The sequence below is a fragment of the Alkalihalophilus pseudofirmus OF4 genome, from assembly GCF_000005825.2.
Taxonomy (GTDB): Bacteria; Bacillota; Bacilli; order Bacillales; family Bacillaceae_D; genus Alkalihalophilus; species Alkalihalophilus pseudofirmus.
The window spans coordinates 1,382,583-1,406,056 of record NC_013791.2 but is presented as its reverse complement, the minus strand read 5'-3'; the positions used below and the strand labels follow the sequence as shown (position 1 = coordinate 1,406,056).

Here is a 23,474-nt window from a genome sequence, read left to right as displayed (position 1 = left end):
TAAACTATTTTTCCGTAAGGAGTTTTCTATGCAAACGATCCTAATCTTGCTCTGTCTGATGACCATTTTACATACAGGAATGCTCGTCTTTCTCCTTATAAGACAGCATAAGCACATCCACATAAGTAAACAAATGTATGACTTGCTTCTCTCTTCAACAAAAGAAGCGAAAGTAAAGCAACGTGAGGAGCTGATAGAAGAGCAACGTACCCATCTTCTCCTTCTTTGTTATAAGATTAGAGAAACCGTAGCTAAACAAACAACTAGTCTGCACCCATTGCAGATCGAACGCACTCCCCGCAAGCACGGTCTTACGGAGCAGGAGTTAGCAAAGTGCTTTAATTCAGAACAAGCACAAGCTGTCACCATCCTTTTTAAGAACTATAGAGAGTATGTAGAAACATACTGGTCAGGAAAAGATCAATCGATTAAGACTATTTTTAAGGGGAATCCTACTGATCCAACGTCAGAGCTTGGAACATTGCACGCTGCTTCTACTCAGCTTCTCCATCAGATTGATCAACTACTTATAACCATCCAACGCACAGAAAAATAACACCTTTCCATATGACTTATTTGAAGCTGCCCCTACAATGGCAGCTTTTGTTTTCCTCTTTGATAAAAAACATCATTTTGATCACACTATAAAGGATTACATCTTAAAAGGAGAAGCGCTGTGCATACAAATTTCCTATCGCTAACTACCGAGCTTTTAGTCGGTTTCTTTGCATTATTAATATTAACTAAAGTGTTAGGCAAAAATCAGATTACACAGCTGACTCCATTTGACTTTATCTCAGCATTAGTACTTGGGGAGCTGGTTGGTAATGCTATTTATGACAAAGAGATCGGCCTGCAGTATGTTATCTACGCCATCTTTTTTTGGGGGTCATTAATCTATTTTATCGAAATGCTCACACAAAAGTTTAGAGGGACCAGAGCCTATCTAGAAGGAACACCTGCATTAATCATTGCGAATGGAAAAATTCAATATGAAGAATTGAGAAAAAATAAGCTTGACTTAAATCAGCTTCAGCATCTTTTAAGAGAGAAAAGTGTATTTTCTGTACGTGAAGTTCAATATGGGGTGCTTGAAACGAATGGGTCGGTCAGCGTATTAAAAAAGCAGCAATTTGATACACCTATTAATAAAGACTTAAACATCCCCGCTAAATCTGTTTCGCTGCCTATCCTTTTAATATTAGACGGGGAGTTAATTACTGAAAGCTTACAGCAGCTAAATATGAGTGAAGAGTGGTTAAAAGAAGAACTATTAAGAAGAGGAATCCCTGAAATCAAAGCTGTTATGTACGCGGAATGGCTTGAGGGCGAGGGGTTTGAGATTCAAACGTACGATAGAAAGAAGGGATCAAAATGAGAGCATGGATTATTTTCATTCTAATAATTAGCCTTGTTTGTTCAGGTTGTACTTCTAAAGAAGAAGAAAAAAGCGGCGCTTCTATTCAATCAAGTGACCATCCATCTAAGAAAATAATGGTTATCATGGTCGATTCTATGACACCTGAATTAATTAATCTCGGGATACAGGAAGGAAGAACTCCAGCGATTGCTTTTTTAACAGAACACGGAAAAGTATTTGATGATCTTATTTCTCCATTTCCATCCATGTCCGTTGTAATTGAGAGTTCATTGATTACTGGTGTTGGTCCAGAGGAACATCATGTACCGGGATTAATTTGGTATAACAAAGACGAGAACAGATTGGTCGATTATGGCGCTACCATACCTCGCACCTTTAAAATTGGTACAAATCAAATTCTTGAGGACGCATTAGAACATTTAAATAATACACATTTAAATCAAGACATTCCGACTGTTTATGATGAATTAGCAAATACAGGAGTAACCACAGGATCTGTTAATATGTTACTTTACAAAGGACCGATTCAACACGAATTAACGATCCCGCCTTTAGTAAAACACACCGTTCATACGGAATCGACCTTTAAGACAAAAGGGCCTGATTTACTAGCATTTGGACAGGTCATTAAGCCAAAAGCTCTTAAAAATAAAAACCTGCCAGACCATGTATATGAGCAATATGGCCTTAATGATCAATATTCAACAGAAGTTATCCAAAGCTTAATCAAAGCTGGTCAACAACCTGATTTTCTCATGACATTCCTTCCTGACTTTGACAAAGAAGCACATCACCATGGGCCACTTAATCTTGAAGGCTTTTCAAAGGCAGATTATCACCTGCAGACTATTTTGAACAGTTATCCTAGCTGGGAAGAAGCCATAGATGATACGATTTTCATCTTATTAGGGGATCATAGCCAAGTAGCTCTGAGAGACAAAGGCGAGCATACTGCAATAGAACTTGAAGCTCTGCTTGAGCCATATTCCATTGCAAAGCTCTTAGATGAACCAACGGATGGAGATGTCATTATCGCTAATAATCACCGTATGGCCTACCTCTTTTTCACTAACGAAAATATAAACAAACAAAACATTTTAAACCTGCTTACTGATGAACGTATCGATCACTTGGCTTGGGCAGAGGGTGAGAACATTATGGTTAAACAAGCAGCAAAAGATTCGTCCCTTTCTTATAAGAAAAATGGGAATCTTCGTGATCGTTATGATCAAAGCTGGGACCTTAGTGGAGATTTATCAGTATTAGACTTGAGTGTAGATAAGCAATCTAATACCCTTGTCTACGGTGAATATCCTGACGCTCTTGAACAACTTTATTCAGCCCTCAAAAGTCAAGAAGGCTCTTTAATTATTACAGCAAAGCCAGGTTATACTTTAAAGACAGAAGGTGCCCCTGTTCATTATGGTGGAGGTGAGCATGGAGGGCTCCATGAAAATGATACAAGAGCAGCTCTAATTGTAACAGGGACTGACAAATATCCTGACAAGTATAGAATCCGAGATCTAAAGCCTTATTTTTTAGATTTGTTAAATCAAAAGGAATCTTTAGTTGAATAAAAATTGATGCTCATAAGGAACTGAATAGAACAAATAAGAGACTGGCTTATTTATAATCCAGTCTCTATTTTGTTTAAGATACCCACTTGATTTTGTTTTCTTAGAGTAGTTGTGGATCTCCGCTGCAGGTACGCACTTTCCGCGGACGGTTTAGGAGCGGCGAGTAAGCTCAGCTTTATGTGCACATTATCTTTCATTTAAACACGTAAACCCTTTTGCCCTATCCGTTCTTTTTGCCTGCAAGCCCTTTTAATAAGGCTGCCATCTTACTTGCTTCGCTGTTGCATACCGCTCTTCGACAGCCGGCCAGTTTACAATGTTCCACCAATTTTCGATATATGGCTTCCTTTCATTTTTATACTGCAGGTAATAAGCATGCTCCCATACATCTAAGACAAGCAACGGAATTTGATCTTGCTGAGAAAGGTTTTGATGCTTTTCCGCTTGCAGGATCTCGAGGCGATGAGACCTCGGTGACCAAACCAATATGGCCCACCCTCCACCTTCCACTGCGTTTGCCGCTTCTGAAAAATGTTTTTTCATCTGTTCAAATGAACCAAAATCGTGATTGATTTGCTCTAACAGTTCTCCACTTGGTTCTCCCCCGCCATCAGGATTCATAATTTCCCAGAAGATTGAATGAAGGTAATGACCTGATCCGTGAAAAGCAGCTTCTCTTTCCCAATGTTTAATGAGAGAGAAGTCACCTGTTTCTCTGGCCCCCTGCATGGCATTTTCAGCTTTATTCAGGCCATCTACATAACTTTGATGATGCTTATCATGGTGCAGCCGCATAATTTCCTCTGCAATGTAAGGTTCTAGTGCATTATAAGCATACGGCAATGGCGGGAGTGTATGGCCGCCAATCGGAACTGCGCGTACTCCCCCGTCATATCTCTTATCACTAAACATCTTATGCCAAGCGTCATAAACTTCCCATGCCTCATTTTCATAGTCAGCGGAATCTCTTAGCAGCTGTTGCTCTTCCATTGAGTTTAATAATGACGTTAAGGAGCTTACAAAAGATACTGTTTTCTGTTTCCCAACCTGACTTTCAATGAATTCCCCTTGTTCATTCCAAAGCTGCTTTATGTCCTCAGCCCATTCATACAGCCGGTCATTATATCCCATAAGCCGCCCCCCCTAAATTTTTACTCATCGTTAAAGCGTATGACTAGAGAATGTCCATGTGAACTTGACCATATAAAAAAGGTATGTCTCACTTAAAAGTCAGACATACCTTTATCACTAAAGCCCTTCTTCCATATTCTTAAAGAACAGATCAGCCTCATCTTCGATTGGATCATCTTCAATATCCTCAGGCAGCGGCGGAAGCTCATCTAAATGCTTTAACCCAAAATGGTCAAGAAATTGAGGGGTTGTCCCATATAATATAGGCCGCCCCGTTCCTGCAACTCTTCCCACTTCCTTAATTAATAATTTTGAAGTAAGCGATTGAAGTGCTCGTTCAGACTTCACACCACGAATCTCATCTATTTCAGCACGTGTGATAGGCTGTTTATAAGCAACAATGGCTAACGTTTCTAGCGCTGCTTGTGAAAGCCCTGAATGCAGCGGCGACGTAGCTAGTTTCTTAATAAAAGGTGCATGATCTGCCCGTGTTTGAAAACGGAATGAACCACCAACCTCTACAATCTGTAACCCGCGCACAGTGTCTTCCATTGATGCCTGCAGGTCACTCATCACATCTTTTACAGTGTCAACTTCAACTTCAATCACTTCTGCAAGCTGTTCATACGTCATTCCTTCATCACCAGCTACAAATAATAAGCCCTCGACAATAGCCTTCATTTCATTTTTAGTCATTATAGATTTCCTCCTTCCTGCTTAAAGATTGTAATATCTGCAAAATTCCCTTCCTGCTCACAACGAATCGTTTTTGTTTTCATTAATTCTAATACAGCTAGAAATGTCACAACCATATGACTTTTTTCAGGTACGGTAAACAATTCATGAAACGAACAAGATTTGGTTGGAAGATCCGTAAGATAGGAAACGACTTCATTCATTCGATCTTCAATTGAATACTCCTGGGATCTAATCGTTGTCGTACGTGGTGCTTTTAATGATTTTCGTTTCATTAACTTTTGATAGGCTGCGAGCATATCAAATAATGAAACACCAGAAATAGCTACATCTCGACGATCATTCTCACTAATTAAAGGCTCTAGATCCTCTGGCGGTCTAGTATGTACAAGGCTGCGCTTTTCTTCTTTTTCCTTAAGTTCCGTTGCGGCTTCTTTATACTTACGATACTCAATTAATCGATTCATTAATTCATCTCTTGGATCTTCCTCGTCTTCAATCATTAATTCTTCATCAAACAATTCCTCTTGCTTTGGTAGGAGCGTTTTACTTTTAATTGCTAGAAGAGTTGCTGCCATAACCAAATATTCGCTAGCAATATCAAGATGAAGCTCTTGCATAGCATGAACATAACTCATATATTGGTCCGTAATCGGTGCTACCGGAATATCATAAATATCAACCTCTGCTTGATTAATTAAATGAAGCAGAAGATCAAGAGGCCCTTCAAAGGTATCAAGCTTTACATTATAAGGATTTATTTCATAAGGATTTACTTCTTTTGAATTCAATTCACATTCACCACTAGCCTTGATTTTTTTGCGCTAGATGAGATTATACCATACTTCGAAACACTCTGTAACAGGCAATAGATATAGGGTTAGAGAAGGTCGCTAAGAAACTTGGTAATACAGTTAGCTTACAAACCACATGCGTTCCTGATAAAATAGAAAATATAGTAGATGGAGTGTTGCTCAAAGGAGTTTTTTTATGTATTCAAACGCCTATTTAGAGTTTCTGATTGAATTTCATGCCACGCGTGATTATTTTGAATGCCATGAAATTTTAGAAGAACATTGGAAAGAAGACCCTCCTGGTAAGAGAAAACTACACTGGGTTGGGTTAATACAGCTAGCAGTTGCCCTATATCATGAGCGGAGAGGAAATGTGACAGGTGCAAAACGGATGTACCGCAGTGCTCTTAGAATTATTGAAGCAGAGAAGAAGTCAATAGAACAGCTTGGGATTGATACCAGCCAATTACAACAACTAATTTTAGAGAGAACCTTGCAAGCTGGTAGTACATTTACTGATTTTATGATCCCTATAAATGATAAGAAACTGCTAGCGGCATGCGAAAAGCTCGCTTACGAGAGGAAAGTCATATGGGGATCGTCAAGCGCGTTAGATTCGGAGCAGCTTATCCACAAACATAAGCTAAGAGATCGCAGCCCTGTTATAAAAGAACGTGAACGAAGGTTAAGTGAGAACCAATTGATGAAACATGAAAAAAAGTAGACAAATCATCTGTCTACTTTTTTCGTGTTAATTCGTTTTTTCTTCATAGTTTAAAAGAAAGTCTTTTGTTTCTTTTGATGGTTTTAGATCTGCATTCAATCTTTCTTTTAAAGCGTGTATTATATTCGTTCCTAAGCCCTCTTCACGATAAGAAGGATTGACGCTGAGGTGGTGTAAAATGGCTTCATCTCCATCCATTTCAAGACCAGCTATCCCTACAATATCATCGTCTACCTTCCAAAAAAATAATTTCCATGTTTCATTCGTTTCATAAAGCTCGATCGTTTTAATAAGTTTCTTTACATCCTTCTCTTTTGGCATATACGATAGTAAGCCCATCGCTATTTTCTTCTGAGATGTTTTGTATGGTATGAGCATGATTTCTCCTCTTCCTATGAACCTAATGTAACGTATCCGCTTTCACCCCATACATTTTACCATATTCATACACATTTTGCGTCTTTAATTCATATATCAAAGGCAATTTAAGACTAAAGAAACAAAAAATCAGCGTAGCTTGGCAGCTATGCTGATTTTATGGGAATATTATTCGAACGAACGACCTAGATTTGCCATTTCAATTGCAGCCGCTGCCGCTTCCCAGCCTTTATTTCCTGCTTTTGTACCAGCACGTTCTACAGCTTGCTCGATCGTATCAGTTGTCAGCACCCCGAAAATAACCGGTTTACCTGATGAAAGAGATAGAGAAGCTACACCTTTCGCTACTTCACCACACACGTAATCAAAGTGAGGAGTCGCACCGCGTATAACCGTCCCTAGTGTAATAACTGCATCATACTTTCCGCTCTCGACCATTTTCTTTGCAGCAAATGGAATTTCAAATGCACCTGGAACCCATGCTACATCTACATCTTCCTCAGCAACACCATGACGCTTTAGAGCATCTTCAGCTCCGCCTAATAATTTGCTAGTAATAAATTCGTTAAATCGCCCAACTACGATCCCTACTTTTAACCCTGTTGCTACTAAATGACCTTCATATACTTTACCCATGTTTAAATTCCTCCTAATGTATGTATTAATTTGAGAGAAGCACTAGAAGCTTCTAGTGCTTCTCGTTTACCTTTTATTTACGTTTAAAAATGAAGCATGTGGCCAAGCTTTTCTGTTTTTGTACGCAGATAACGCTCATTATCTACATTATGCGGCATTTGAATCGGAACACGGTCAACCACTTCTAATCCGTATCCTTTCAGACCCGTAATTTTTCTTGGATTGTTCGTTAGAAGTTTCATTTGAGTGACACCTAAATCTCTTAAGATCTGCGCCCCAATACCATAATCACGAAGATCTGGCCCAAAACCCAGCTTCTCATTTGCTTCAACTGTATCATAACCCTCTTCTTGAAGCTTGTAGGCTTTGAGCTTATTCATTAAGCCAATCCCACGCCCTTCTTGACGCATATAAAGCAGAATTCCAGAGCCTTCTTGCTCAATTTGTGCTAGAGCTGCATGTAATTGCGGTCCACAATCACAGCGGTTAGAGCCGAACACATCACCTGTTAAACACTCTGAATGAACTCTGACAAGGGTTGGCTCTCCTTCTCTTATTTTACCTTTTACAAGAGCAACACTTTCTTTTCCTTCAAGTACATCTGTATAGCCAATGGCGCGAAAATCACCAAAAACAGTCGGAAGTTTAATTTCAACCTCTTGCTTAACAAGCTTATCTTTACGATGACGATAGGAAATAAGATCTTTTATCGTAATCATCTTAAGATCATGTTCATCAGCAATCTTGCGAAGCTCAGGCACTCTGGCCATTGAACCATCTTCATTCATAATTTCACAGATGACACCAGCAGGCTTTGCTCCAGATAATCTTGCTAAATCAACAGCAGCCTCTGTGTGACCAGCCCGGCGCAAAACTCCACCGTTTTTAGCAATCAGCGGAAAAATATGTCCAGGACGTTTAAAATGATGTTTCTTCGTTTGATCATCCACAAGTGCTAACACCGTGTCTGAACGCTCATGAGCTGAAATTCCTGTCGTCGTTGTATGATGATCAATGCTGACAGTAAAAGCTGTTCCGTGAGGGTCTGTATTATGATCAACCATTGGGACTAAATCTAATTCCCTCGCACGGTCTTCAGTAATTGGTGTACAAACTAAGCCGCGTCCGTGAGTGACCATGAAATTAATAACCTCAGGTGTTGTTTTCTCTGCAATGGCAACAAAATCACCTTCATTTTCCCGATCCTCATCATCACATACAATGACGACTTTTCCTTGCATTAATTCATAGATTGCTTCTTCAATTGGATCAAACATTTTGTCTGTCATGTTGATTCACCATCCTAATCTCGTTCGCTATTTAAAACCATGCTCTGATAAAAACTGTTCACTCAAGGAGGTTTGTTTTATCGGCTGACTGCTCTTTCTGGGTGGACTCTTTTTCCTTGTTATAAATTGTTCTATATATTTTCCTATCATGTCACACTCAATATTCACAATATCTCCCACACCTTTTGATCCTATAATCGTTTCTTCAATCGTGTGGGGAATAATTGAAATCGTGAAGGAATTTTCATCTACTCCAAAAATCGTTAAGCTTGTTCCATCTACAGCAACGGAACCTTTATGAATCATGTAGTGTCTTAAGTCATCAGACACTTCAATTGTATAATAGACTGCATTATCTTTAGGTTCTTTTGAGATGATTTTGCCGATTCCATCAACATGTCCAGATACAAAATGGCCTCCAAATCTACCTTCAGCACTCATCGCCCTCTCAAGATTCACTTTTGCGCCTCTGCCTAACCCGTTTAAACTAGTGGCACGGACCGTTTCTGGCATTAGGTCCACTGTAAATGAATGATTTGTATACGAGGTAACCGTAAGACACACTCCATTAACTGCGATACTGTCTCCAAGAGCAACATCACTGAGAACTTTTTTCGCAGCTATATTCATCACAATAGCTTCGCCGCTTTGACGTACTTGGTCAATTCTGCCAATTTCTTCAATAATTCCAGTAAACATCTTACCCCTCCTTTACTAAAGAAGTGATTTTAATATCTTGTCCTACTTGTACTACATCAATCACTTGAAGCTCAAGTGCTTGATTAATAGAAGGAATTCCTTCTCCACCAACTGAAGTCGGGGCATTCTTCCCTCCGATCATTTTAGGCGCCACATAGGTTATGACTTGATTGACCGCTCTTTCTTTAATGAAGCTTCCATTTACTTCTTGGCCGCCTTCCACATAGAGCGTCATAACTCGTCGTTTTCCTAATTCCTTTAAAATAGAGGGAATCGAGTAGTCACGTAATCTAATCACATCCACACCAAGCATACGAAGGGCTTCTTCTTTTTCACTAGAAGCATGTTCTGTGGTAAATACCCACGTCTTCGCTGCTTGATCACAAGCTACTTGTGAACTCTCCGGCAGACGCAGATGCCTGTCTAAAATAATTCGAATCGGATTGCGCCCGCCATTCGGCAGACGTGTCGTCAAAGCTGGGTTATCGCTCAGCACTGTACCAATTCCAACCAAGATTGCATCATGAATGTGACGATCGCGGTGCACATCAAGCCTCGCTTCCTCTCCTGTAATCCACTTACTTTCACCTGTGACAGTGGCTGTCTTTCCATCTAGGGTAGATGCTGTTTTCATAGTTACAAAAGGCCGCTTTGTTTGAATAAAATGAAAAAACATACGATTTAATTCAATGGCTTCAGCCTCACATACCCCAACATCTACGGTAATTCCTGAATCACGAAGTCGTTTGATCCCACGTCCAGATACTTCTGGGTTTGGGTCGACTGTGGCTACCACAACGCGTTTCAATTGTTTTTCAATAATTAAATCAGCACAGGGAGGAGTTTTACCATAGTGACTGCACGGTTCTAACGTCACATAAATGGTAGCTCCTTCGGCTTTTTCACCGGCCATTTTTAATGCGTTAACTTCAGCATGACCTTCCCCTGCCTTTAAATGAGCTCCCATTCCTACAATCGCTCCGTCTTTTACGACGACAGATCCTACCATCGGATTGGGAGATGTTTGACCACGCGTTTGTTCTGCAAGCGTTAGAGCCAGCTTCATGTAGTCTATATCCTTCATCATGCATCCCTCTCATCCGATGTTCCTTCAAAGGAAATCCAAAAAACCCCCGAACGATTCATCATCATTCGGGGGTGTCATTTAAAGAAGAGTAGCATGAACTAACCATTACAAACATAATGGATTTCAACTGTATTCAAAAAGGCAGACTGCTCCCTTTAATAAGTGCTTTCTTTTGAAAAAGATAGACTTAAATAAGGCATGTCTAAGAAATGTGACTCAAAAGTCGGTCTCAATTTCTATCACTTTTAGAATCATGCTCTCGTTCCTTCTCCCATCCAGACTTTAACTGTCGGTCCCGGATTTTCACCAGGTCCACCGTTTTCAAGATGCAGCAAACACATCACCTCTATACTCTAATCATCGTATTGATCACAGCCGATAGAAGCGAAAACGGGTCACGGACTAAGAAGCATTTGCTTCATCACCGCCGGTCGGGAATTTCACCACGCCCCGAAGGAAACATCATTCAATTTTTTACAACTACCGACATTGTATCTCGTTTCCTCACATACCGTCAACTATATTATCTTGAATTTAAGAAAACAACTTCTCATTCGCTAGAATTTTCGAACATATAGGCAAATGTCTACATATACTTTAGTAAGGATTCCACTGATTCTATAGATTTGAACAAAAAGGGGGGAAAACCTAACTTGATTGAGACTCTCTCATCTAACGACTACTTTATCCTGCTATGTGCGCTGCTTCTCATTACAGGTGTACTGGCTGCTAAGTTTTCCTCTCGTTTTGGTGTACCTGCGCTAGTGCTGTTCATCCTTCTTGGAATGCTTGCAGGGAGTGACGGAATAGGCTTTATTCATTTTGAAAATATAAAACTTGCACAATTACTTGGTCTGTTTGCTTTGGTCATTATTTTATTTGAGGGCGGCCTCCAAACAAAGTGGTCTACCGTAAAACCCGTCCTGCTCCCCTCACTTTCATTAGCTACCCTCGGTGTAATTATTACTTCCTGCATTATTGCTGTTGCTGCCAAATACATACTCGGCTTGACTTGGTTTGAAGGAATGTTATTTGGAGCGATCGTAGGTTCTACAGATGCAGCAGCTGTTTTTGCCGTATTAAAAGGCCAAAATATTAAAGAGCGACTCGGGTCAACACTAGAAGCCGAGTCTGGTGCGAATGATCCAATGGCTGTCTTTTTGACCTTACTGTTTATCGAGTTCATCTTAAATGACGCAACCTCTATAACCTACATGATCACAAATTTTCTTTGGCAGATGGGTGCAGGACTTATTATTGGTCTTACATTTGGAAAGGCTGCTTCGCTTGCTATTAATCGCATAAACCTCGATTCAAGCGGGCTCTACCCAGTTTTTGCTCTTGCTTTTGCCTTGTTAACCTACAGCGTCACGGCTCTTTTAGGAGCAAGCGGTCTTCTCGCTGTTTACGTGAGCGCTCTTGTCATTGGCAGTCATGATCTAACATACAAACACTCTATTTTCAGGTTTAACGAAGGGTTTGCTTGGATGATGCAAATCTCTATGTTCGTTATTTTAGGTCTCCTCGTCTTTCCAAGTGATCTGCTTGATGGAACGATTATCATTGTCGGCCTCTTACTATCCGCCATTCTTATCTTTATCGCCAGACCTGCTGCTGTCTTTTTATCCACATGGAACCTGAACATGAATTGGAAAGAAAAAGCGTTCCTCTCTTGGGCTGGATTACGAGGTGCTGTTCCTATTGTGCTTGCTACCTTTCCCTTACTTGCTGGATTAGAAAACAGTCAATTATTTTTCAATCTTATTTTTTTCATCGTCCTAACATCAACGCTCATACAAGGGTCAACCATCCACTTTTTTGCAAAGTCTCTCTCCTTAACAGGACCTAAAAAAGTGACTCCGATGCATACGCTTGAATTAATCTCTATTGGGAAAGCAAATGCTGAAATTATAGAGTATGAGGTGAATGAGGAAACAGTGGTCATAGGTCAACAGTTAAAGGATATCCCCTTTCCAAAAGATGTCTTGATCAATGCAATCATTAGGAAAGGAGAGTTAATTACCCCTACTGGGAATACCAAGATTGAAAATGAAGACACCTTATATATTCTCGTCTCAAGAAAAAGTGAACAAGAGTTGAAGAACCTTCTTACACCTGATAACACTGCAAAATCCACCCGATCATTTATTAAAGCCTAGTTCCAATTAGCGAGCAACTAGGCTTCAATAGGTTTATCATTATTACGTTGAAAATGTTAATTGAATTAATCATCATTCTCTTTTAAAAATAGTTTACCTAGAAATTCATCAAACGACTGCGCAGCTACCTCTTCAGACCAAGAGCCGTCCTCATTGGCAGAAAAATAAACAACCTTAGGAACGGTTGTGTATCTATAATCTAGTGAAAGCCACGTATCCATTGTCCCAGTTAGTAACACTTGTCTTTCAGGTAAATGGAGTTGTTCTATGAAAACACTAGATAGACCGACCCCGCATTCTGCATCAAGCTCCTGAAAGTAAGGGATGATGGCGGCTTCCCCGTCCTCAAATAAAAGATAACGGTAGGTTAATTCTCCGCCATTCTGCTCATTCATAAGCTTCTTATACATAAGGGGCAACTCTACATCTAATAAATACTCTATTTGGTGAATCGCATTCTCCGTCAGCCTCTTTCCTGGTTTATAAGAAGTAGGCCTCTTCCAAAAACCTTCCCCTTTATATAGTTGAATCATACTACCCGCACCTTTCGTTTTCATGTTACCTCTATTGTTACTTATATAACAATTTGAAACAACAATAAAAACGGGCTTGTCCATTTTGTAAAAGATCTTGACTGTACTTTTGTCTTATTGTACTATCTAACTAACACACTAAGACATTAAAAATTTGGAGGGGTCTTGATGAATGTATGGGGAAATTTATTAAAAAAAGAAATCCGCTTAGGGGTGCCCGCTTTTATCATGCCGGTCGCAGGCTTTCTAATCATCTGTGCGATTGCTGGATTTATTGGGCAGCGTAACGGTTTTATGTGGGAAGCATTAATCGGGGTTGTCGTATTGGGCATAGGTTTGCAAGCCTTTTATTTGGCTTATTATATGTTCTTCAGCTTACAGGCTGAACATAAAAAATTACATTTATGGCTTCATAACCCTCTTCCTGCTTATGGTTTGCTTTCAGCTAAACTAGCTGCCGGTATTATTTCTATGGTAATTACAACCGTTATTGTTGCGGCAGTTGGATTAATTGCCATAACACAGTCTGAGCTGTGGGGAGAACTCTCCTCCTATATAACATTCGCACAAATCGCTGAACTCGGATTTTATGGAGGCACTACATTATATTTGTTTGCCTTATCTGCAGTCGTATGGGTGATGTTTTTCTGGATGATATTCTTGCTGCTATCAAGAGTCTTCCATAGTTTTTTAAGTTTTGTTTTGACTGCGATCAGCTTTATCGCCTTGTTTAGTTTTACTGGATGGTTTGGAAACACGTCTGTCCATGCTGCACTTACCGAGTGGGGAGAAATTGAACTTGGGCAAATGCTACAAAGTATTGATTTTCAAACAAGCTTAGAAACAGGCACTGATGTCACCACTCAAATGGGTTCACTTTCTTTTTATACCGGTACATTATTATTTGAAACGATCTTGGCTCTAGCTTTATTCTTCATAGCTTGTTGGATGCTGGATCGAAAAGTTGAGGTGTAGGATATGACTGATACGTTTCATGCGTCAAAACCAATATACATTCAGCTCGCAGAAAGGATACAGCGTCAAATTTTACGCGGAGAATTAGCTCCGGGTGATAAGCTGCCATCTGTAAGAGAAATGGGTATCCAGTCAAGCGTCAATCCAAACACGGTACAGCGAACATATAGAGAACTTGAGGGGATGAATATTGTGGAAACAAAGCGCGGGCAAGGTACATTTGTAACAGAAGACAAAACGGTTCTTGACGTTATGCGCAATTCACTAAAAAAAGAAGAAATTTCTCGGTTTGTTACAGGCATGCACCAAATGGGTTACACAGATAGGGAAATTGAGTCAGGCTTAACTGATTTTCTAAATAGTTCTAGAGAGGAGCCTAAGCAATGATAACCTTCAACAATGTTTCTAAAAAATATATGACCAAAACAGCTTTAAAAGATATTAACATTGAATTAAATAAGGGGAAGATTATTGGGTTAGTCGGGGAAAATGGCAGCGGAAAATCTACAACATTGAAACTCATTGCTGGACTTATTCAGCCTTCAAAAGGTTCTGTCATTGTGAATAGTAAAAAAGCTGACCGCCGCATCGCAAAAGATGTAACCTATTTATCAGAACTTGATGAATACTACAGCTTTTATAATGTGGGTCAGACGATTGAATTTTACGCTTCACAATTCCCAGATTTCAATTTAGTAAAAGCAGAAGAAATACGAGAATTTATGAAATTAGATACAAATACTAAACTGAAACATTTATCCAAAGGGAATCGAGGAAGGCTGAAGCTGATCCTAACGTTATCTAGAGATGTGCCAGTTATTTTACTAGATGAACCATTTTCTGGACTTGATCCGATGGTACGCGACTCAATTGTGCAAGGGTTGATCTCTTTTGTAGATTTAGAAAAGCAGATTATTCTGATCACAACTCATGAAATTAAAGAGGTAGAAATGATTCTAGATGAGGTCATTGCCATTAAGGATGGGCAATTTATCGGCCATCACAACGTCGAAGACCTTCGGTACACCCAAAATATGAGCATTGTTGAGTGGATGAAAACGTTATATAACGAATAATAGATTAAGAGCAAATACCAACTAAGGTACTTGCTCTTTTTATTATTGATATGAAAATACTGCTTCTACAGATGCGCGGACTGATATGGTACCAGCTTGGATCGGCGTAGCTTGTGTACTGAACGCCGCCCCGTCATACATCCTGACAGGTGCACCGCCTGACCTCTCAATTATTTTCTGCGGCGTTTCATTCAGCGTGACATTAAGTGTTTCTGTCATTGCCATAGCTTTCCCTTTTGCATCTTCTAACGCTAATTGAAGTGCTTGTCGGTATAAGTCCGTTGAATCTGCTACTGTAAATTGGATCGATTGAATGACATTGGCACCGTTCGCTACTGCGGTATCTACTACTGCTCCAGCTTGTGTAATATCCTCAACCTTAATGTTAATCATATGAGTGACTTCGTATCCCCTAAATTGCTGTACCCCTTCTACAAAGTCATATCGAGGTTCAATTCGATAAGTGATTGTTTGAATCTGACTATCCTCAATTCCAATTTCATTTAGAGCGGAAATGACAGCAGTAAAAATATCATTATTCACTTGCTGAGACTCACTTACTGTCTCTGCTTCTGTCACTACACCAAGCGTGATTTCAGCTTGGTCAGGCATTACGCTAACTTCCCCTTCCCCATTTACGGTTAACGTTAGTTGATCTTCCACAATGCATCCCCCTCATTTATATGACTAACCTAGTTTATTCAACAAAGCTTGCCTAAAGACACACTACATTTACTACACTCTATTTTCTCATTAATATAAATTACCGCCTTGACACCTACTGACAAAGAAGCAAATCATTGCTTGCCTATACTGCATCATTTATCATATTATTAAGCAATTCTTATTTATTTTCCGTTTCTACATACCTATGTGAAAATGACAGCTTCTCATTTAACCCATTATAGAGGTCATTCATAGCTAAACTCGAATCTGCTTAAGGAGGCGTTTTTGTGAAACATCGTATCAATCAACTCACTACCTGGCTAAAAGAAGAAAAGACCGATGTCGCTTTTATTACTTCAAAAGAAAACATTTTCTACCTAACTAACTTCTATACAGACCCTCATGAGAGACTTGTGGGATTGTTTGTCTTCAAAGGTCACAGCCCAATTATGGTCGTACCAAGTATGGAAGTCTCACAAGTTCAAGATGCTGGATGGGAGCACCAAATTGTTGGATATAAAGATCATGAAAGCCCTTGGGGACTTATTCAGCAATTATTAAAAGGTCGTCAATTAGATACTGTTTCCACAGCAGCAATCGAAACAGATGTTTTAACCGTTGCACGCATGAATGAGCTTCTTCACCTATTTCCTAATGCTGCATTGCTGCCTGTAGAGGATCAGTTAAACTCTATGCGAGTGGTTAAGGACGCATCTGAAATAGAGATCATTCAAAGAGCAGCCGAGATGGCAGATTATGGTGTAGAAATCGGTAAAAATGCTCTTAAAGAAGGCATTACAGAAATGGAAGTACTCGCAAAGATAGAATATGAATTAAAGAAAAAAGGTATCCGCGAAATGTCATTTTCAACAATGGTTCTTTTCGGTGAAAAATCAGGTGCTCCGCACGGAAATCCAGGAGACCGCATGTTACAAGAAGGCGACTTTGTATTATTTGACCTCGGTGTTGTCTTAGACGGCTACACTTCAGACATCACACGTACCTTTGCCTTTCGATCAATCAGCGATGAAAAAAGAAAGCTCTATAACACTGTTTTACAAGCACAGCTAGCTTCTCTTGAAATCAGCAAACCAGGTACACGAATCGGAGACCTAGATCAAACAGCTCGTGACGTGATTACAGAAGCGGGTTACGGTGATCGTTTCCCGCATAGAATCGGTCATGGTATGGGGATTAATGTACATGAGTTTCCTTCAATGAGCCACCTAAATGATGGCATCCTAAAAGAAGGCATGGTGTATACGATTGAACCCGGCATTTATGATCCTGTTTTAGGCGGCGTTCGAATTGAAGATGATGTTCTTATCACAAAAGATGGACATATTACGCTCACGAAAACTCCAAAAGAATTAACGATTGTGTAAAACATAAATAAACCGGCAGTTCATACTGATCTGCCGGTTTTTGTTATTCGAATGTGACCCTTTTCATTAAAGAACAAAAAAGAGCCATCATAAGATGACTCTAAAGGAAAAAATTTACTCTTCCCAAACTTTTACTTCTTGCATTACGTCGCCTTGTTTAATGCGAGTCACTGAATCTAATCCTTCTACAACTTGACCAAATACAGTGTGTACGCCGTCTAGGTGAGGTTGAGATTCGTGAACGATAAAGAACTGGCTTCCGCCTGTATCTTTTCCTGCGTGTGCCATTGAAAGTGCGCCCGGTACGTGCTTGTGAGGATTCCCTTCTGTTTCACATTTGATTGTGTAACCAGGACCTCCTGTACCGTTACCAGTCGGGCATCCGCCTTGAGCAACAAAACCTGGGATAACGCGGTGGAATGTAAGACCGTTATAATATCCTTCATTCGCTAATTTTTCAAAGTTAGCTACTGTTCCTGGTGCTGCTTCTGGATAAAATTCAATAATTAGCTTTTCGCCATTTTCAAATGCAATACTACCTTTTTTCATATGTATAGCCTCCAATTGATAAGATTCACCTTATTGTACACGATTCCAAGCTGAAAGTGAAATCGAAACGGCTGGTGAAGAAAAGAAAAGGCTGATACAGAAATACGAAAAGAGTTATTAAGTGCATATATATAATTCGCTTCTGAACTATACTTCGCTTTTCGTGGGGAGCTGGTGGCTTCCTCGGGCCTTCGCCCTGCGGGATCTCACTCCTGCTCTAGTCCACACAGGAGTCTTCTCATAGTTCATCCGCTGGTTTATAGCATTGATCAATTATTAAGTGGAGCCATTTAGTTATGGTTCAGTTCAAGTTATAAAAGGGCAGACCTCTGTGAGTTCATCTGCTAAGATCACTGAACAGCTGTTAATCGGAAGCACTTTACAACACCCTGCCTCCGTTGATTGGAGCGGAAGGTGCGAGCATCCAGCGGGATGTGCGTGACCAGGGAGACCCCACAGGGCGAAAGCCCGAGGAGGCTCCCGGACCGCCCGAGGAAAGAGAGTACCTGCAGTGGAGATCAGCCACTACTGCAGTGAGGTGTCTTAATAGCATTAAGTGCCAGCCTCACAGGAGCAAAGCGACGAGACTACTTCCAAGCCGCCCGTGCCTGCGCCAACCTACATTTGTTTCATAACTTGCTTTAATGGCAGATCAAGGCGAACTAGATCTTCATATGATTCTCTTTGAATAACTAATTGTGCTTCTCCTTTTTCTACAAATACAACTGGTGGTCTTGGAATGCGGTTATAGTTATTAGCCATTGAATAGCCGTACGCACCTGTACAGAATACGGCTAACACATCTTCATGTGATGCTTTTGGGAGTGGAAGATCCCAAATTAACATATCTCCGCTTTCACAGCATTTCCCTGCAATAGAGAACGTTTCTGTCGTTTCCTCGTCCGCACGATTTGCAAGAATCCCTTCATACTCCGCTTGATAAAGTGCAGGACGGAGATTGTCACTCATTCCACCATCAACAGATAAGTAATGACGAACATTTGGAATTTCTTTTCTTGAACCTATCGAATATAAAGTAGTACCTGCATCCCCAACTAGTGAACGACCTGGTTCAATCCAAATTTCAGGGATCTCCATTTGATGAGCAGCTGCCTTTTCTTTAATAACATGAACCATTTTTCTCACATACTCACCAACAGGCAGCGGCGTATCACCTTCAATGTAACGAATGCCAAATCCGCCCCCTAAATTAAGAACGCTTGGGGTAAATCCTAATTCTTCACGCCATTTCTCAATAAATTCAAAGATTTTTTCAACAGCCATTACAAAGCCGCTCGTCTCGAATATTTGTGAGCCGATATGTGAATGAATGCCGAGCAGATTAATATGTGGATCTAGTAGTGATAATTGAATCGCCTGGTCTACTTGGCCGCTTTCTAGGTCAAAACCAAATTTTGAATCTTCTTGTCCTGTAGAAATATAATCATGCGTGTGTGCTTCTACACCTGGTGTAATACGAAGCAAGATATCCATTTTCACATCATGACGAGCACAAATATGTCCTAATTGTTTTAACTCATAGAAATTATCAACAACGACACAGCCAATTCCTGATTCCACAGCCATCTCAAGCTCTGCTAAGCTTTTGTTGTTGCCGTGAAAGTGAATACGTTCCATCGGTACACCCGCTTGAATCGCTGTATAGAGCTCACCGCCTGATACAACATCTAAACTCAACCCAAGTTCATCAGCAAGTTGAAACATTGCAATACAGCTGAAAGCTTTAGATGCATAGGCTACTTGATAATTTACACCTTCTTCCCTAAATGCCTCCTGAAACTGTTCAGCTCTCTCTTTAATTAATGCCACATCGTACACAAATAATGGTGTTCCGTATTTATTTGCTAATTCAATTGTATCAACCCCGCCGATTTCTAGATGACCTTTATCATTAATAAGACTTGAACCGTGCATATACATTGAATCTCTCTCCTTTTATTCCTGTCTATACAAAAAAAGCAGCTAATGTTGTTACACTAGCTGCCCTGATCTGCGCAAGAGTAACCTCACTTCTAGAATAGTCCTCCACTACGAATGTAGTGACAGTTCGTTCATTGTTCACAAACGACCCAGCACTTATTTCATGGCAAAATAAGCGCTTCGGCAAATTGACCTTTCCATTTGGTTCTAAGCCAGCCATCAGCTCCCCAATTGTACTCATTCGTTTTGCGCCTCTACCCCATTATTCATGAGGTTCATTAAATTGTTGTAACTACTTTAGCACACAAAGAAGAAGTCATCAACCCTAAAAAGAGAGAGAAAGCCATTTTTATATAGGTATTTAACGCTTCAGCCTTACCTTCCGCTAGGTTTTTGTTTAATCGGATCTTGCGGATTAACGATACTTGGACGCCATCGAACTGAAGGCACAGTAGAACGAATAAGTATCTGCCAAATAGCAGGCGGATCAAACGGAATAAACGGCCACAAGTAAGGCTTGTTGAATGTTTTGAGGCCGGCGAGTAATAGAACAAAGATCGTCGTACCTATGACAAGGCCAGGCACCTTAAAGAAGGCTACTAAAATAATGAGTAAGATTCTTGTGATTCTAAGAGCCACTCCAAGCTCATAACTAGGAGTAGCGAACATTCCAATCGCACCTAGAGCCACGTATAAAATAACTTCTGGCGTAAAATAGCCAACTTGGATAGCAATTTCACCAATCAATAATGCGGCTACTAACCCTAGGGCCGTTGCAAGTGGAGATGGGGTATGAATAGCCGCCATCCTCAAAAGCTCAATTCCCATTTCGGCAAATAATATTTGCAGCACCATCGGAATATTATTCGTTTCCTCAGGACCGATAAATTCAAGTGCAGCAGGCAAAAGACTTGGCTGCATAACGAGAAGGAGCCAAAACGGCAGAATAAACAAAGAGAAGAATATCCCTATGAAACGAGTCCATCTTAGAAACGTCCCTACTGCTGGCGATTGGCGATACTCCTCTGCATGCTGTACATGGTGAAACAATGTGGTCGGAGCAATAATAACACTTGGCGAAGCATCAACAATGATGATGATATGACCTTCAAGCAAGTGAGTGGCTGCCACATCAGGACGCTCTGTATAACGAACGAGCGGAAATGGATTTGCCCCTTGTTTTACGATATATTCTTCGACAATTTTATCTGCCATCGTGAGGCCGTCAATTTCGATCGCTTCAAGTTCCTTCTTAATAATATCTACAAGAACAGGATCAGCAATGCCATCAATGTATGAAACACAGATATCTGTCTTAGAGCGGACACCGACTTGCATGATTTCATTCCGAAGACGTTCATCACGGATTCTACGCCTGGTTAGAGCAGTATTAATAATAATATTTTCGGTATATCCATCTCTTGCTCCACGAACTACACGTTCTGTATCAGGCTCTTCTGGTCCTCTGCCTGGATATTGTCTGACATCAATGATAAAGGCTTCTTCTTCTCCTTCAACAAGGATAAAAATAAGACCGGAGAGCATTTGGGTAATTGCGTTGTCCATTGAATGCGTTTCTTCTACTTGTACATGAGTTAAATGGTTTTTGAACGCCTCTTTGATATTATGAGTTTTGCGGTGACGAACATCTAAATCCATCAATTCCTTCATTAACTCAATTACATAAAGAGTATCAATTAATCCGTTAACAAAATAGATACTTGTCTTTCGATCAAGGATAGATAGCGTTCTAACTCCTACATCAAATGATTCTCCTAGCCCCAGCCTCTCAGCTAGCCGTGTCTCATTTTTTGTGTAATCCCTGCTAAAATGTTCTTCATGATTTTCCTTTTCTTGACTCACGGTAGCCACTCCTCTCTAAGATGAGATTAACTGCTTGTTTTGTTACCGGACAGCCTTTCTTTAACGTATCTAGTCCTGCCATCTTCCCTATATCACCTATCCCGACAATAAAAGGGATATCAAGCTGATCAAGGATGTAGACAGTATCTCCATTGATTCTGCCTATTTCCATATCAGCGACCCCATCTTTGTCTACACCATACTCGGTCAGCTCTCCGTATCGATCAATGCTTATATCTACTTTTGTCCATTCACATGAATGAGTCGAAGAAGCAACAGCAATAGCTCCTAGAACTTCAATATTTGGATCAGTTGCCACCACTCGCATCGCTCTCTCCCCCGGACCCTCATATTGATAACCGCAATCATCAAACATAACTAAAACGGGATCTGAAGGTGTGCTAAGAATCATTTCAACAAGCTCTTCTCCAGATACGTGAGAAGGATTTCCCCACGAATGACTGATACACCTGCCTCCTATGTCGACAGCTACCTTTTCTACTGCTTGCTTTGCATGTTCATCACCATCGGTAATCAATATGACTTTCCTTTGTTTTTTCTCTACCACACCTTCACCCCCTCGGCTTAAAAACTAACGCCACTAAAAAGCTAAATAAAATAGCTGATGATATACCAACAGATGTCACTTCAAAAATCCCCATCCCTACTCCAAGAAACCCAAACCTCTCACCTTCTGCCATGGCGCCGTGAACGAGTGAATGACCAAAGCTTGTGATCGGAACCGTGGCTCCGGCCCCTGCAAAGTCAATTAATCGATCATATAAATGGAAGCCGTCGAGCAATGCACCGAGTACTACCAAAGCGCTTAATGTATGAGTAGGAGATAACTTCCCGACATCAAGGAGAAGCTGCCCTATAATACAAATAATCCCCCCAACAACAAATGCAATGACATATTCCATCAGCTATCCTCCTCTAGCTCAAATGACACAGCATGGGCAATACAAGGAATGGTTTCTTTTTGCTGAATCATTAAAGGACTTAATAAAGCGCCTGTTGCGACCACTAAAAGGCGTTTTATGATTCCTCTCTCCATCTCCTTCATTAGATAGCCAAAGGTGACAACAGCAGGACACCCCGCTCCGCTGCCTCCTGCAAAAACAGGCTGTTCCTGGTGATAGATCATCACGCCGCAATCTTCGTAATTATTCCCTAAGGTATATCCTTCATCATCTACTAGCTTGCGCAAAATCGAACTTCCTACACGTGATAAATCACCAGTCACGATCAAATCATAGTAGGAAGGATCTCTATTTGTATCTTTAAAATGATTGATTAATGTCTTGGCAGCAGCCGGAGCCATTGCGGATCCCATGTCAAGAGGATTAGACACTCCCATATCTACTACTTGTCCTATTGTTGCCTGCCTTACACGAATCGGACTCGGCTGATTACTAAGAACGGCTGCTCCTGAACCCGTTACTGTATAGTTGGCTGTCTCTGGTTTCTGTCCGCCAAATTCTGTTGGATATCTAAATTGTCTCTCAGCTGTTGAATGATGACTGCTTACCGCAACAAGAGCATTCGAGACGTAATTACTGTTTATCAGAACAGCACCTACAGCTACTGCTTCCATTACCGTTGCACATGCGCTGAACATTCCAAGAAAGGGGATGCTAAGCTGTCTCGCTGCGTAATTAGAGGTGACAATCTGATTTAGAAGATCACCTGCCAGCATCACATCTATCCCTTCTGGTTTCATATTTATTTTTTCTAGACTGATTCGAACAGCCTCTTCCATTAAAGCCCTCTCAGCTAGCTCCCAATTCTCTTTATCGCAGTATAGACTATCAAAAACCTTATCAAAGTTAACTCCAAGCGGCCCTTCACCTTCTAACGGTCCAACGGCTGTACCAGTGGACTGAAGGTATACTGGTTGATTAAACTGCCAAGTCGTTTTTCCTACTCTCATAA

General features: G+C 40.5%; 25 protein-coding genes and 2 riboswitches. Of the genes, 9 read left to right on the top strand and 16 right to left on the bottom strand.

Annotated elements, in window-relative coordinates; genetic code table 11:
• The first annotated feature begins 28 nt into the window (after nt 1-28).
• The 3 genes from BPOF4_RS07065 to BPOF4_RS07055 all read left to right on the top strand — a co-directional run bounded on the left by BPOF4_RS07065 (nt 29) and on the right by BPOF4_RS07055 (nt 2,958).
• Nucleotides 29-556 (top strand): hypothetical protein, encoded by a 528-nt coding sequence (locus BPOF4_RS07065; RefSeq protein ID WP_012958407.1) that lies wholly within the window; start codon nt 29-31, stop codon nt 554-556.
• Nucleotides 557-676: 120 nt separating this feature from the next.
• Nucleotides 677-1,378: a DUF421 domain-containing protein gene (locus BPOF4_RS07060; RefSeq protein WP_012958406.1), complete on the top strand. Its 702-nt coding sequence runs from the start codon at nt 677-679 to the stop codon at nt 1,376-1,378.
• Nucleotides 1,375-2,958, top strand: a complete 1,584-nt coding sequence (locus tag BPOF4_RS07055) for an alkaline phosphatase family protein (RefSeq protein WP_012958405.1) — start codon at nt 1,375-1,377, stop codon at nt 2,956-2,958. The genes BPOF4_RS07060 and BPOF4_RS07055 overlap by 4 nt, the downstream gene beginning before the upstream one ends.
• 249 nt (nt 2,959-3,207) lie before the next feature.
• Here the strand turns inward: BPOF4_RS07055 and BPOF4_RS07050 are convergent, their stop codons facing one another.
• The 3 genes from BPOF4_RS07050 to BPOF4_RS07040 all read right to left on the bottom strand — a co-directional run bounded on the left by BPOF4_RS07050 (nt 3,208) and on the right by BPOF4_RS07040 (nt 5,546).
• Nucleotides 3,208-4,089, bottom strand: coding sequence for a superoxide dismutase (locus BPOF4_RS07050; RefSeq protein ID WP_012958404.1), 882 nt, complete (start codon nt 4,087-4,089; stop codon nt 3,208-3,210).
• 117 nt (nt 4,090-4,206) lie between these two features.
• Nucleotides 4,207-4,785 carry an SMC-Scp complex subunit ScpB gene (gene scpB, locus BPOF4_RS07045; RefSeq protein WP_012958403.1) on the bottom strand — a complete coding sequence of 193 codons (579 nt, stop codon included), beginning with the start codon at nt 4,783-4,785 and terminating at the stop codon, nt 4,207-4,209.
• Nucleotides 4,785-5,546, bottom strand: a complete 762-nt coding sequence (locus BPOF4_RS07040) for a segregation/condensation protein A (RefSeq protein ID WP_041822700.1) — start codon at nt 5,544-5,546, stop codon at nt 4,785-4,787. Before BPOF4_RS07040 ends, scpB begins: the two co-directional genes overlap by 1 nt.
• Before the next feature lie 229 nt (nt 5,547-5,775).
• On the opposite strand from BPOF4_RS07040, the gene BPOF4_RS07035 reads away from it, so the two are divergent.
• Complete coding sequence (locus BPOF4_RS07035; RefSeq protein ID WP_012958401.1) at nt 5,776-6,303, top strand: DUF309 domain-containing protein; 528 nt, start codon at nt 5,776-5,778, stop codon at nt 6,301-6,303.
• A gap of 27 nt (nt 6,304-6,330) precedes the next feature.
• Here the strand turns inward: BPOF4_RS07035 and BPOF4_RS07030 are convergent, their stop codons facing one another.
• From BPOF4_RS07030 to ribD, 5 genes are all read right to left on the bottom strand, one after another.
• Nucleotides 6,331-6,681, bottom strand: a complete 351-nt coding sequence (locus BPOF4_RS07030; RefSeq protein WP_041822316.1) for a GNAT family N-acetyltransferase — start codon at nt 6,679-6,681, stop codon at nt 6,331-6,333.
• A gap of 168 nt (nt 6,682-6,849) precedes the next feature.
• Nucleotides 6,850-7,317 (bottom strand): 6,7-dimethyl-8-ribityllumazine synthase, encoded by a 468-nt coding sequence (gene ribH / locus BPOF4_RS07025; RefSeq protein ID WP_012958399.1) that lies wholly within the window; start codon nt 7,315-7,317, stop codon nt 6,850-6,852.
• Nucleotides 7,318-7,400: 83 nt separating this feature from the next.
• Complete coding sequence (locus BPOF4_RS07020) at nt 7,401-8,594, bottom strand: bifunctional 3,4-dihydroxy-2-butanone-4-phosphate synthase/GTP cyclohydrolase II (protein ID WP_012958398.1); 1,194 nt, start codon at nt 8,592-8,594, stop codon at nt 7,401-7,403.
• A 39-nt stretch (nt 8,595-8,633) separates the two neighbouring features.
• Nucleotides 8,634-9,305, bottom strand: a complete 672-nt coding sequence (gene ribE, locus BPOF4_RS07015) for a riboflavin synthase (RefSeq protein WP_012958397.1) — start codon at nt 9,303-9,305, stop codon at nt 8,634-8,636.
• Between the two features lies 1 nt (nt 9,306).
• Nucleotides 9,307-10,389: a bifunctional diaminohydroxyphosphoribosylaminopyrimidine deaminase/5-amino-6-(5-phosphoribosylamino)uracil reductase RibD gene (gene ribD / locus BPOF4_RS07010; protein WP_012958396.1), complete on the bottom strand. Its 1,083-nt coding sequence runs from the start codon at nt 10,387-10,389 to the stop codon at nt 9,307-9,309.
• 262 nt (nt 10,390-10,651) lie between these two features.
• A riboswitch (FMN riboswitch) is annotated at nt 10,652-10,854 on the bottom strand.
• A gap of 191 nt (nt 10,855-11,045) precedes the next feature.
• On the opposite strand from ribD, the gene BPOF4_RS07005 reads away from it, so the two are divergent.
• A complete protein-coding gene (locus BPOF4_RS07005) occupies nt 11,046-12,551 on the top strand; it encodes a potassium/proton antiporter (RefSeq protein WP_012958395.1) in 1,506 nt (501 codons plus the stop codon).
• A 65-nt stretch (nt 12,552-12,616) separates the two neighbouring features.
• On the opposite strand, the gene BPOF4_RS07000 is transcribed toward BPOF4_RS07005, so the two are convergent.
• On the bottom strand, nt 12,617-13,108 hold the full coding sequence (locus BPOF4_RS07000) for an SMI1/KNR4 family protein (protein ID WP_012958394.1): 492 nt from the start codon (nt 13,106-13,108) through the stop codon (nt 12,617-12,619).
• Nucleotides 13,109-13,252: 144 nt separating this feature from the next.
• Here BPOF4_RS07000 and BPOF4_RS06995 point away from each other — a divergent pair, with 144 nt between their 5' ends.
• Genes BPOF4_RS06995 through BPOF4_RS06985 form a run of 3 tightly spaced genes read left to right on the top strand, consistent with a single transcriptional unit; the run spans nt 13,253 to nt 15,135 of the window.
• The gene (locus BPOF4_RS06995; protein WP_012958393.1) at nt 13,253-14,059 is read left to right on the top strand and encodes a hypothetical protein; all 807 of its coding nucleotides are present in this window, start codon (nt 13,253-13,255) and stop codon (nt 14,057-14,059) included.
• Nucleotides 14,060-14,062: 3 nt separating this feature from the next.
• Entirely contained in the window at nt 14,063-14,446 is a 384-nt protein-coding gene (locus BPOF4_RS06990; protein WP_012958392.1) for a GntR family transcriptional regulator, read from the top strand.
• The gene (locus BPOF4_RS06985; RefSeq protein ID WP_012958391.1) at nt 14,443-15,135 is read left to right on the top strand and encodes an ATP-binding cassette domain-containing protein; all 693 of its coding nucleotides are present in this window, start codon (nt 14,443-14,445) and stop codon (nt 15,133-15,135) included. The genes BPOF4_RS06990 and BPOF4_RS06985 overlap by 4 nt, the downstream gene beginning before the upstream one ends.
• A 42-nt stretch (nt 15,136-15,177) precedes the next feature.
• Here BPOF4_RS06985 and BPOF4_RS06980 read toward each other — a convergent pair whose 3' ends face one another.
• On the bottom strand, nt 15,178-15,798 hold the full coding sequence (locus BPOF4_RS06980) for an SIMPL domain-containing protein (protein ID WP_012958390.1): 621 nt from the start codon (nt 15,796-15,798) through the stop codon (nt 15,178-15,180).
• A 290-nt stretch (nt 15,799-16,088) separates the two neighbouring features.
• Here BPOF4_RS06980 and BPOF4_RS06975 point away from each other — a divergent pair, with 290 nt between their 5' ends.
• The gene (locus tag BPOF4_RS06975; RefSeq protein WP_012958389.1) at nt 16,089-17,186 is read left to right on the top strand and encodes a M24 family metallopeptidase; all 1,098 of its coding nucleotides are present in this window, start codon (nt 16,089-16,091) and stop codon (nt 17,184-17,186) included.
• A 114-nt stretch (nt 17,187-17,300) separates the two neighbouring features.
• On the opposite strand, the gene BPOF4_RS06970 is transcribed toward BPOF4_RS06975, so the two are convergent.
• The 6 genes from BPOF4_RS06970 to spoVAD form a co-directional block, all read right to left on the bottom strand.
• Entirely contained in the window at nt 17,301-17,735 is a 435-nt protein-coding gene (locus tag BPOF4_RS06970) for a peptidylprolyl isomerase (RefSeq protein WP_012958388.1), read from the bottom strand.
• Nucleotides 17,736-18,353: 618 nt separating this feature from the next.
• Nucleotides 18,354-19,676 carry a diaminopimelate decarboxylase gene (lysA, locus tag BPOF4_RS06965; RefSeq protein WP_012958387.1) on the bottom strand — a complete coding sequence of 441 codons (1,323 nt, stop codon included), beginning with the start codon at nt 19,674-19,676 and terminating at the stop codon, nt 18,354-18,356.
• Between the two features lie 90 nt (nt 19,677-19,766).
• A riboswitch (Lysine riboswitch) is annotated at nt 19,767-19,941 on the bottom strand.
• 110 nt (nt 19,942-20,051) lie between these two features.
• Nucleotides 20,052-21,539, bottom strand: a complete 1,488-nt coding sequence (locus tag BPOF4_RS06955) for a spore germination protein (RefSeq protein ID WP_012958385.1) — start codon at nt 21,537-21,539, stop codon at nt 20,052-20,054.
• The gene (gene spoVAEA / locus BPOF4_RS06950) at nt 21,514-22,107 is read right to left on the bottom strand and encodes a stage V sporulation protein SpoVABEA (protein WP_012958384.1); all 594 of its coding nucleotides are present in this window, start codon (nt 22,105-22,107) and stop codon (nt 21,514-21,516) included. Before spoVAEA ends, BPOF4_RS06955 begins: the two co-directional genes overlap by 26 nt.
• Before the next feature lie 4 nt (nt 22,108-22,111).
• Nucleotides 22,112-22,462, bottom strand: a complete 351-nt coding sequence (gene spoVAE / locus BPOF4_RS06945; protein ID WP_012958383.1) for a stage V sporulation protein AE — start codon at nt 22,460-22,462, stop codon at nt 22,112-22,114.
• Nucleotides 22,462-23,472: a stage V sporulation protein AD gene (gene spoVAD / locus BPOF4_RS06940; RefSeq protein WP_012958382.1), complete on the bottom strand. Its 1,011-nt coding sequence runs from the start codon at nt 23,470-23,472 to the stop codon at nt 22,462-22,464. Before spoVAD ends, spoVAE begins: the two co-directional genes overlap by 1 nt.
• Between the last annotated feature and the right edge of the window lie 2 nt (nt 23,473-23,474).

Coding starts and splice junctions, on each gene's coding strand:
- BPOF4_RS07065 (WP_012958407.1), top strand. CDS start 29: ATGCAAACGATCCTAATCTTGCTCTGTCTGATGACCATTTTACATACA.
- BPOF4_RS07055 (WP_012958405.1), top strand. CDS start 1,375: ATGAGAGCATGGATTATTTTCATTCTAATAATTAGCCTTGTTTGTTCA.
- BPOF4_RS07050 (WP_012958404.1), bottom strand. CDS start 4,089: ATGGGATATAATGACCGGCTGTATGAATGGGCTGAGGACATAAAGCAG.
- scpB (WP_012958403.1), bottom strand. CDS start 4,785: ATGACTAAAAATGAAATGAAGGCTATTGTCGAGGGCTTATTATTTGTA.
- BPOF4_RS07035 (WP_012958401.1), top strand. CDS start 5,776: ATGTATTCAAACGCCTATTTAGAGTTTCTGATTGAATTTCATGCCACG.
- BPOF4_RS07030 (WP_041822316.1), bottom strand. CDS start 6,681: ATGCTCATACCATACAAAACATCTCAGAAGAAAATAGCGATGGGCTTA.
- ribH (WP_012958399.1), bottom strand. CDS start 7,317: ATGGGTAAAGTATATGAAGGTCATTTAGTAGCAACAGGGTTAAAAGTA.
- BPOF4_RS07020 (WP_012958398.1), bottom strand. CDS start 8,594: ATGTTTGATCCAATTGAAGAAGCAATCTATGAATTAATGCAAGGAAAA.
- ribE (WP_012958397.1), bottom strand. CDS start 9,305: ATGTTTACTGGAATTATTGAAGAAATTGGCAGAATTGACCAAGTACGT.
- ribD (WP_012958396.1), bottom strand. CDS start 10,389: ATGAAGGATATAGACTACATGAAGCTGGCTCTAACGCTTGCAGAACAA.
- BPOF4_RS07000 (WP_012958394.1), bottom strand. CDS start 13,108: ATGAAAACGAAAGGTGCGGGTAGTATGATTCAACTATATAAAGGGGAA.
- BPOF4_RS06995 (WP_012958393.1), top strand. CDS start 13,253: ATGAATGTATGGGGAAATTTATTAAAAAAAGAAATCCGCTTAGGGGTG.
- BPOF4_RS06990 (WP_012958392.1), top strand. CDS start 14,063: ATGACTGATACGTTTCATGCGTCAAAACCAATATACATTCAGCTCGCA.
- BPOF4_RS06985 (WP_012958391.1), top strand. CDS start 14,443: ATGATAACCTTCAACAATGTTTCTAAAAAATATATGACCAAAACAGCT.
- BPOF4_RS06970 (WP_012958388.1), bottom strand. CDS start 17,735: ATGAAAAAAGGTAGTATTGCATTTGAAAATGGCGAAAAGCTAATTATT.
- lysA (WP_012958387.1), bottom strand. CDS start 19,676: ATGTATATGCACGGTTCAAGTCTTATTAATGATAAAGGTCATCTAGAA.
- spoVAE (WP_012958383.1), bottom strand. CDS start 22,462: ATGGAATATGTCATTGCATTTGTTGTTGGGGGGATTATTTGTATTATA.
- spoVAD (WP_012958382.1), bottom strand. CDS start 23,472: ATGAGAGTAGGAAAAACGACTTGGCAGTTTAATCAACCAGTATACCTT.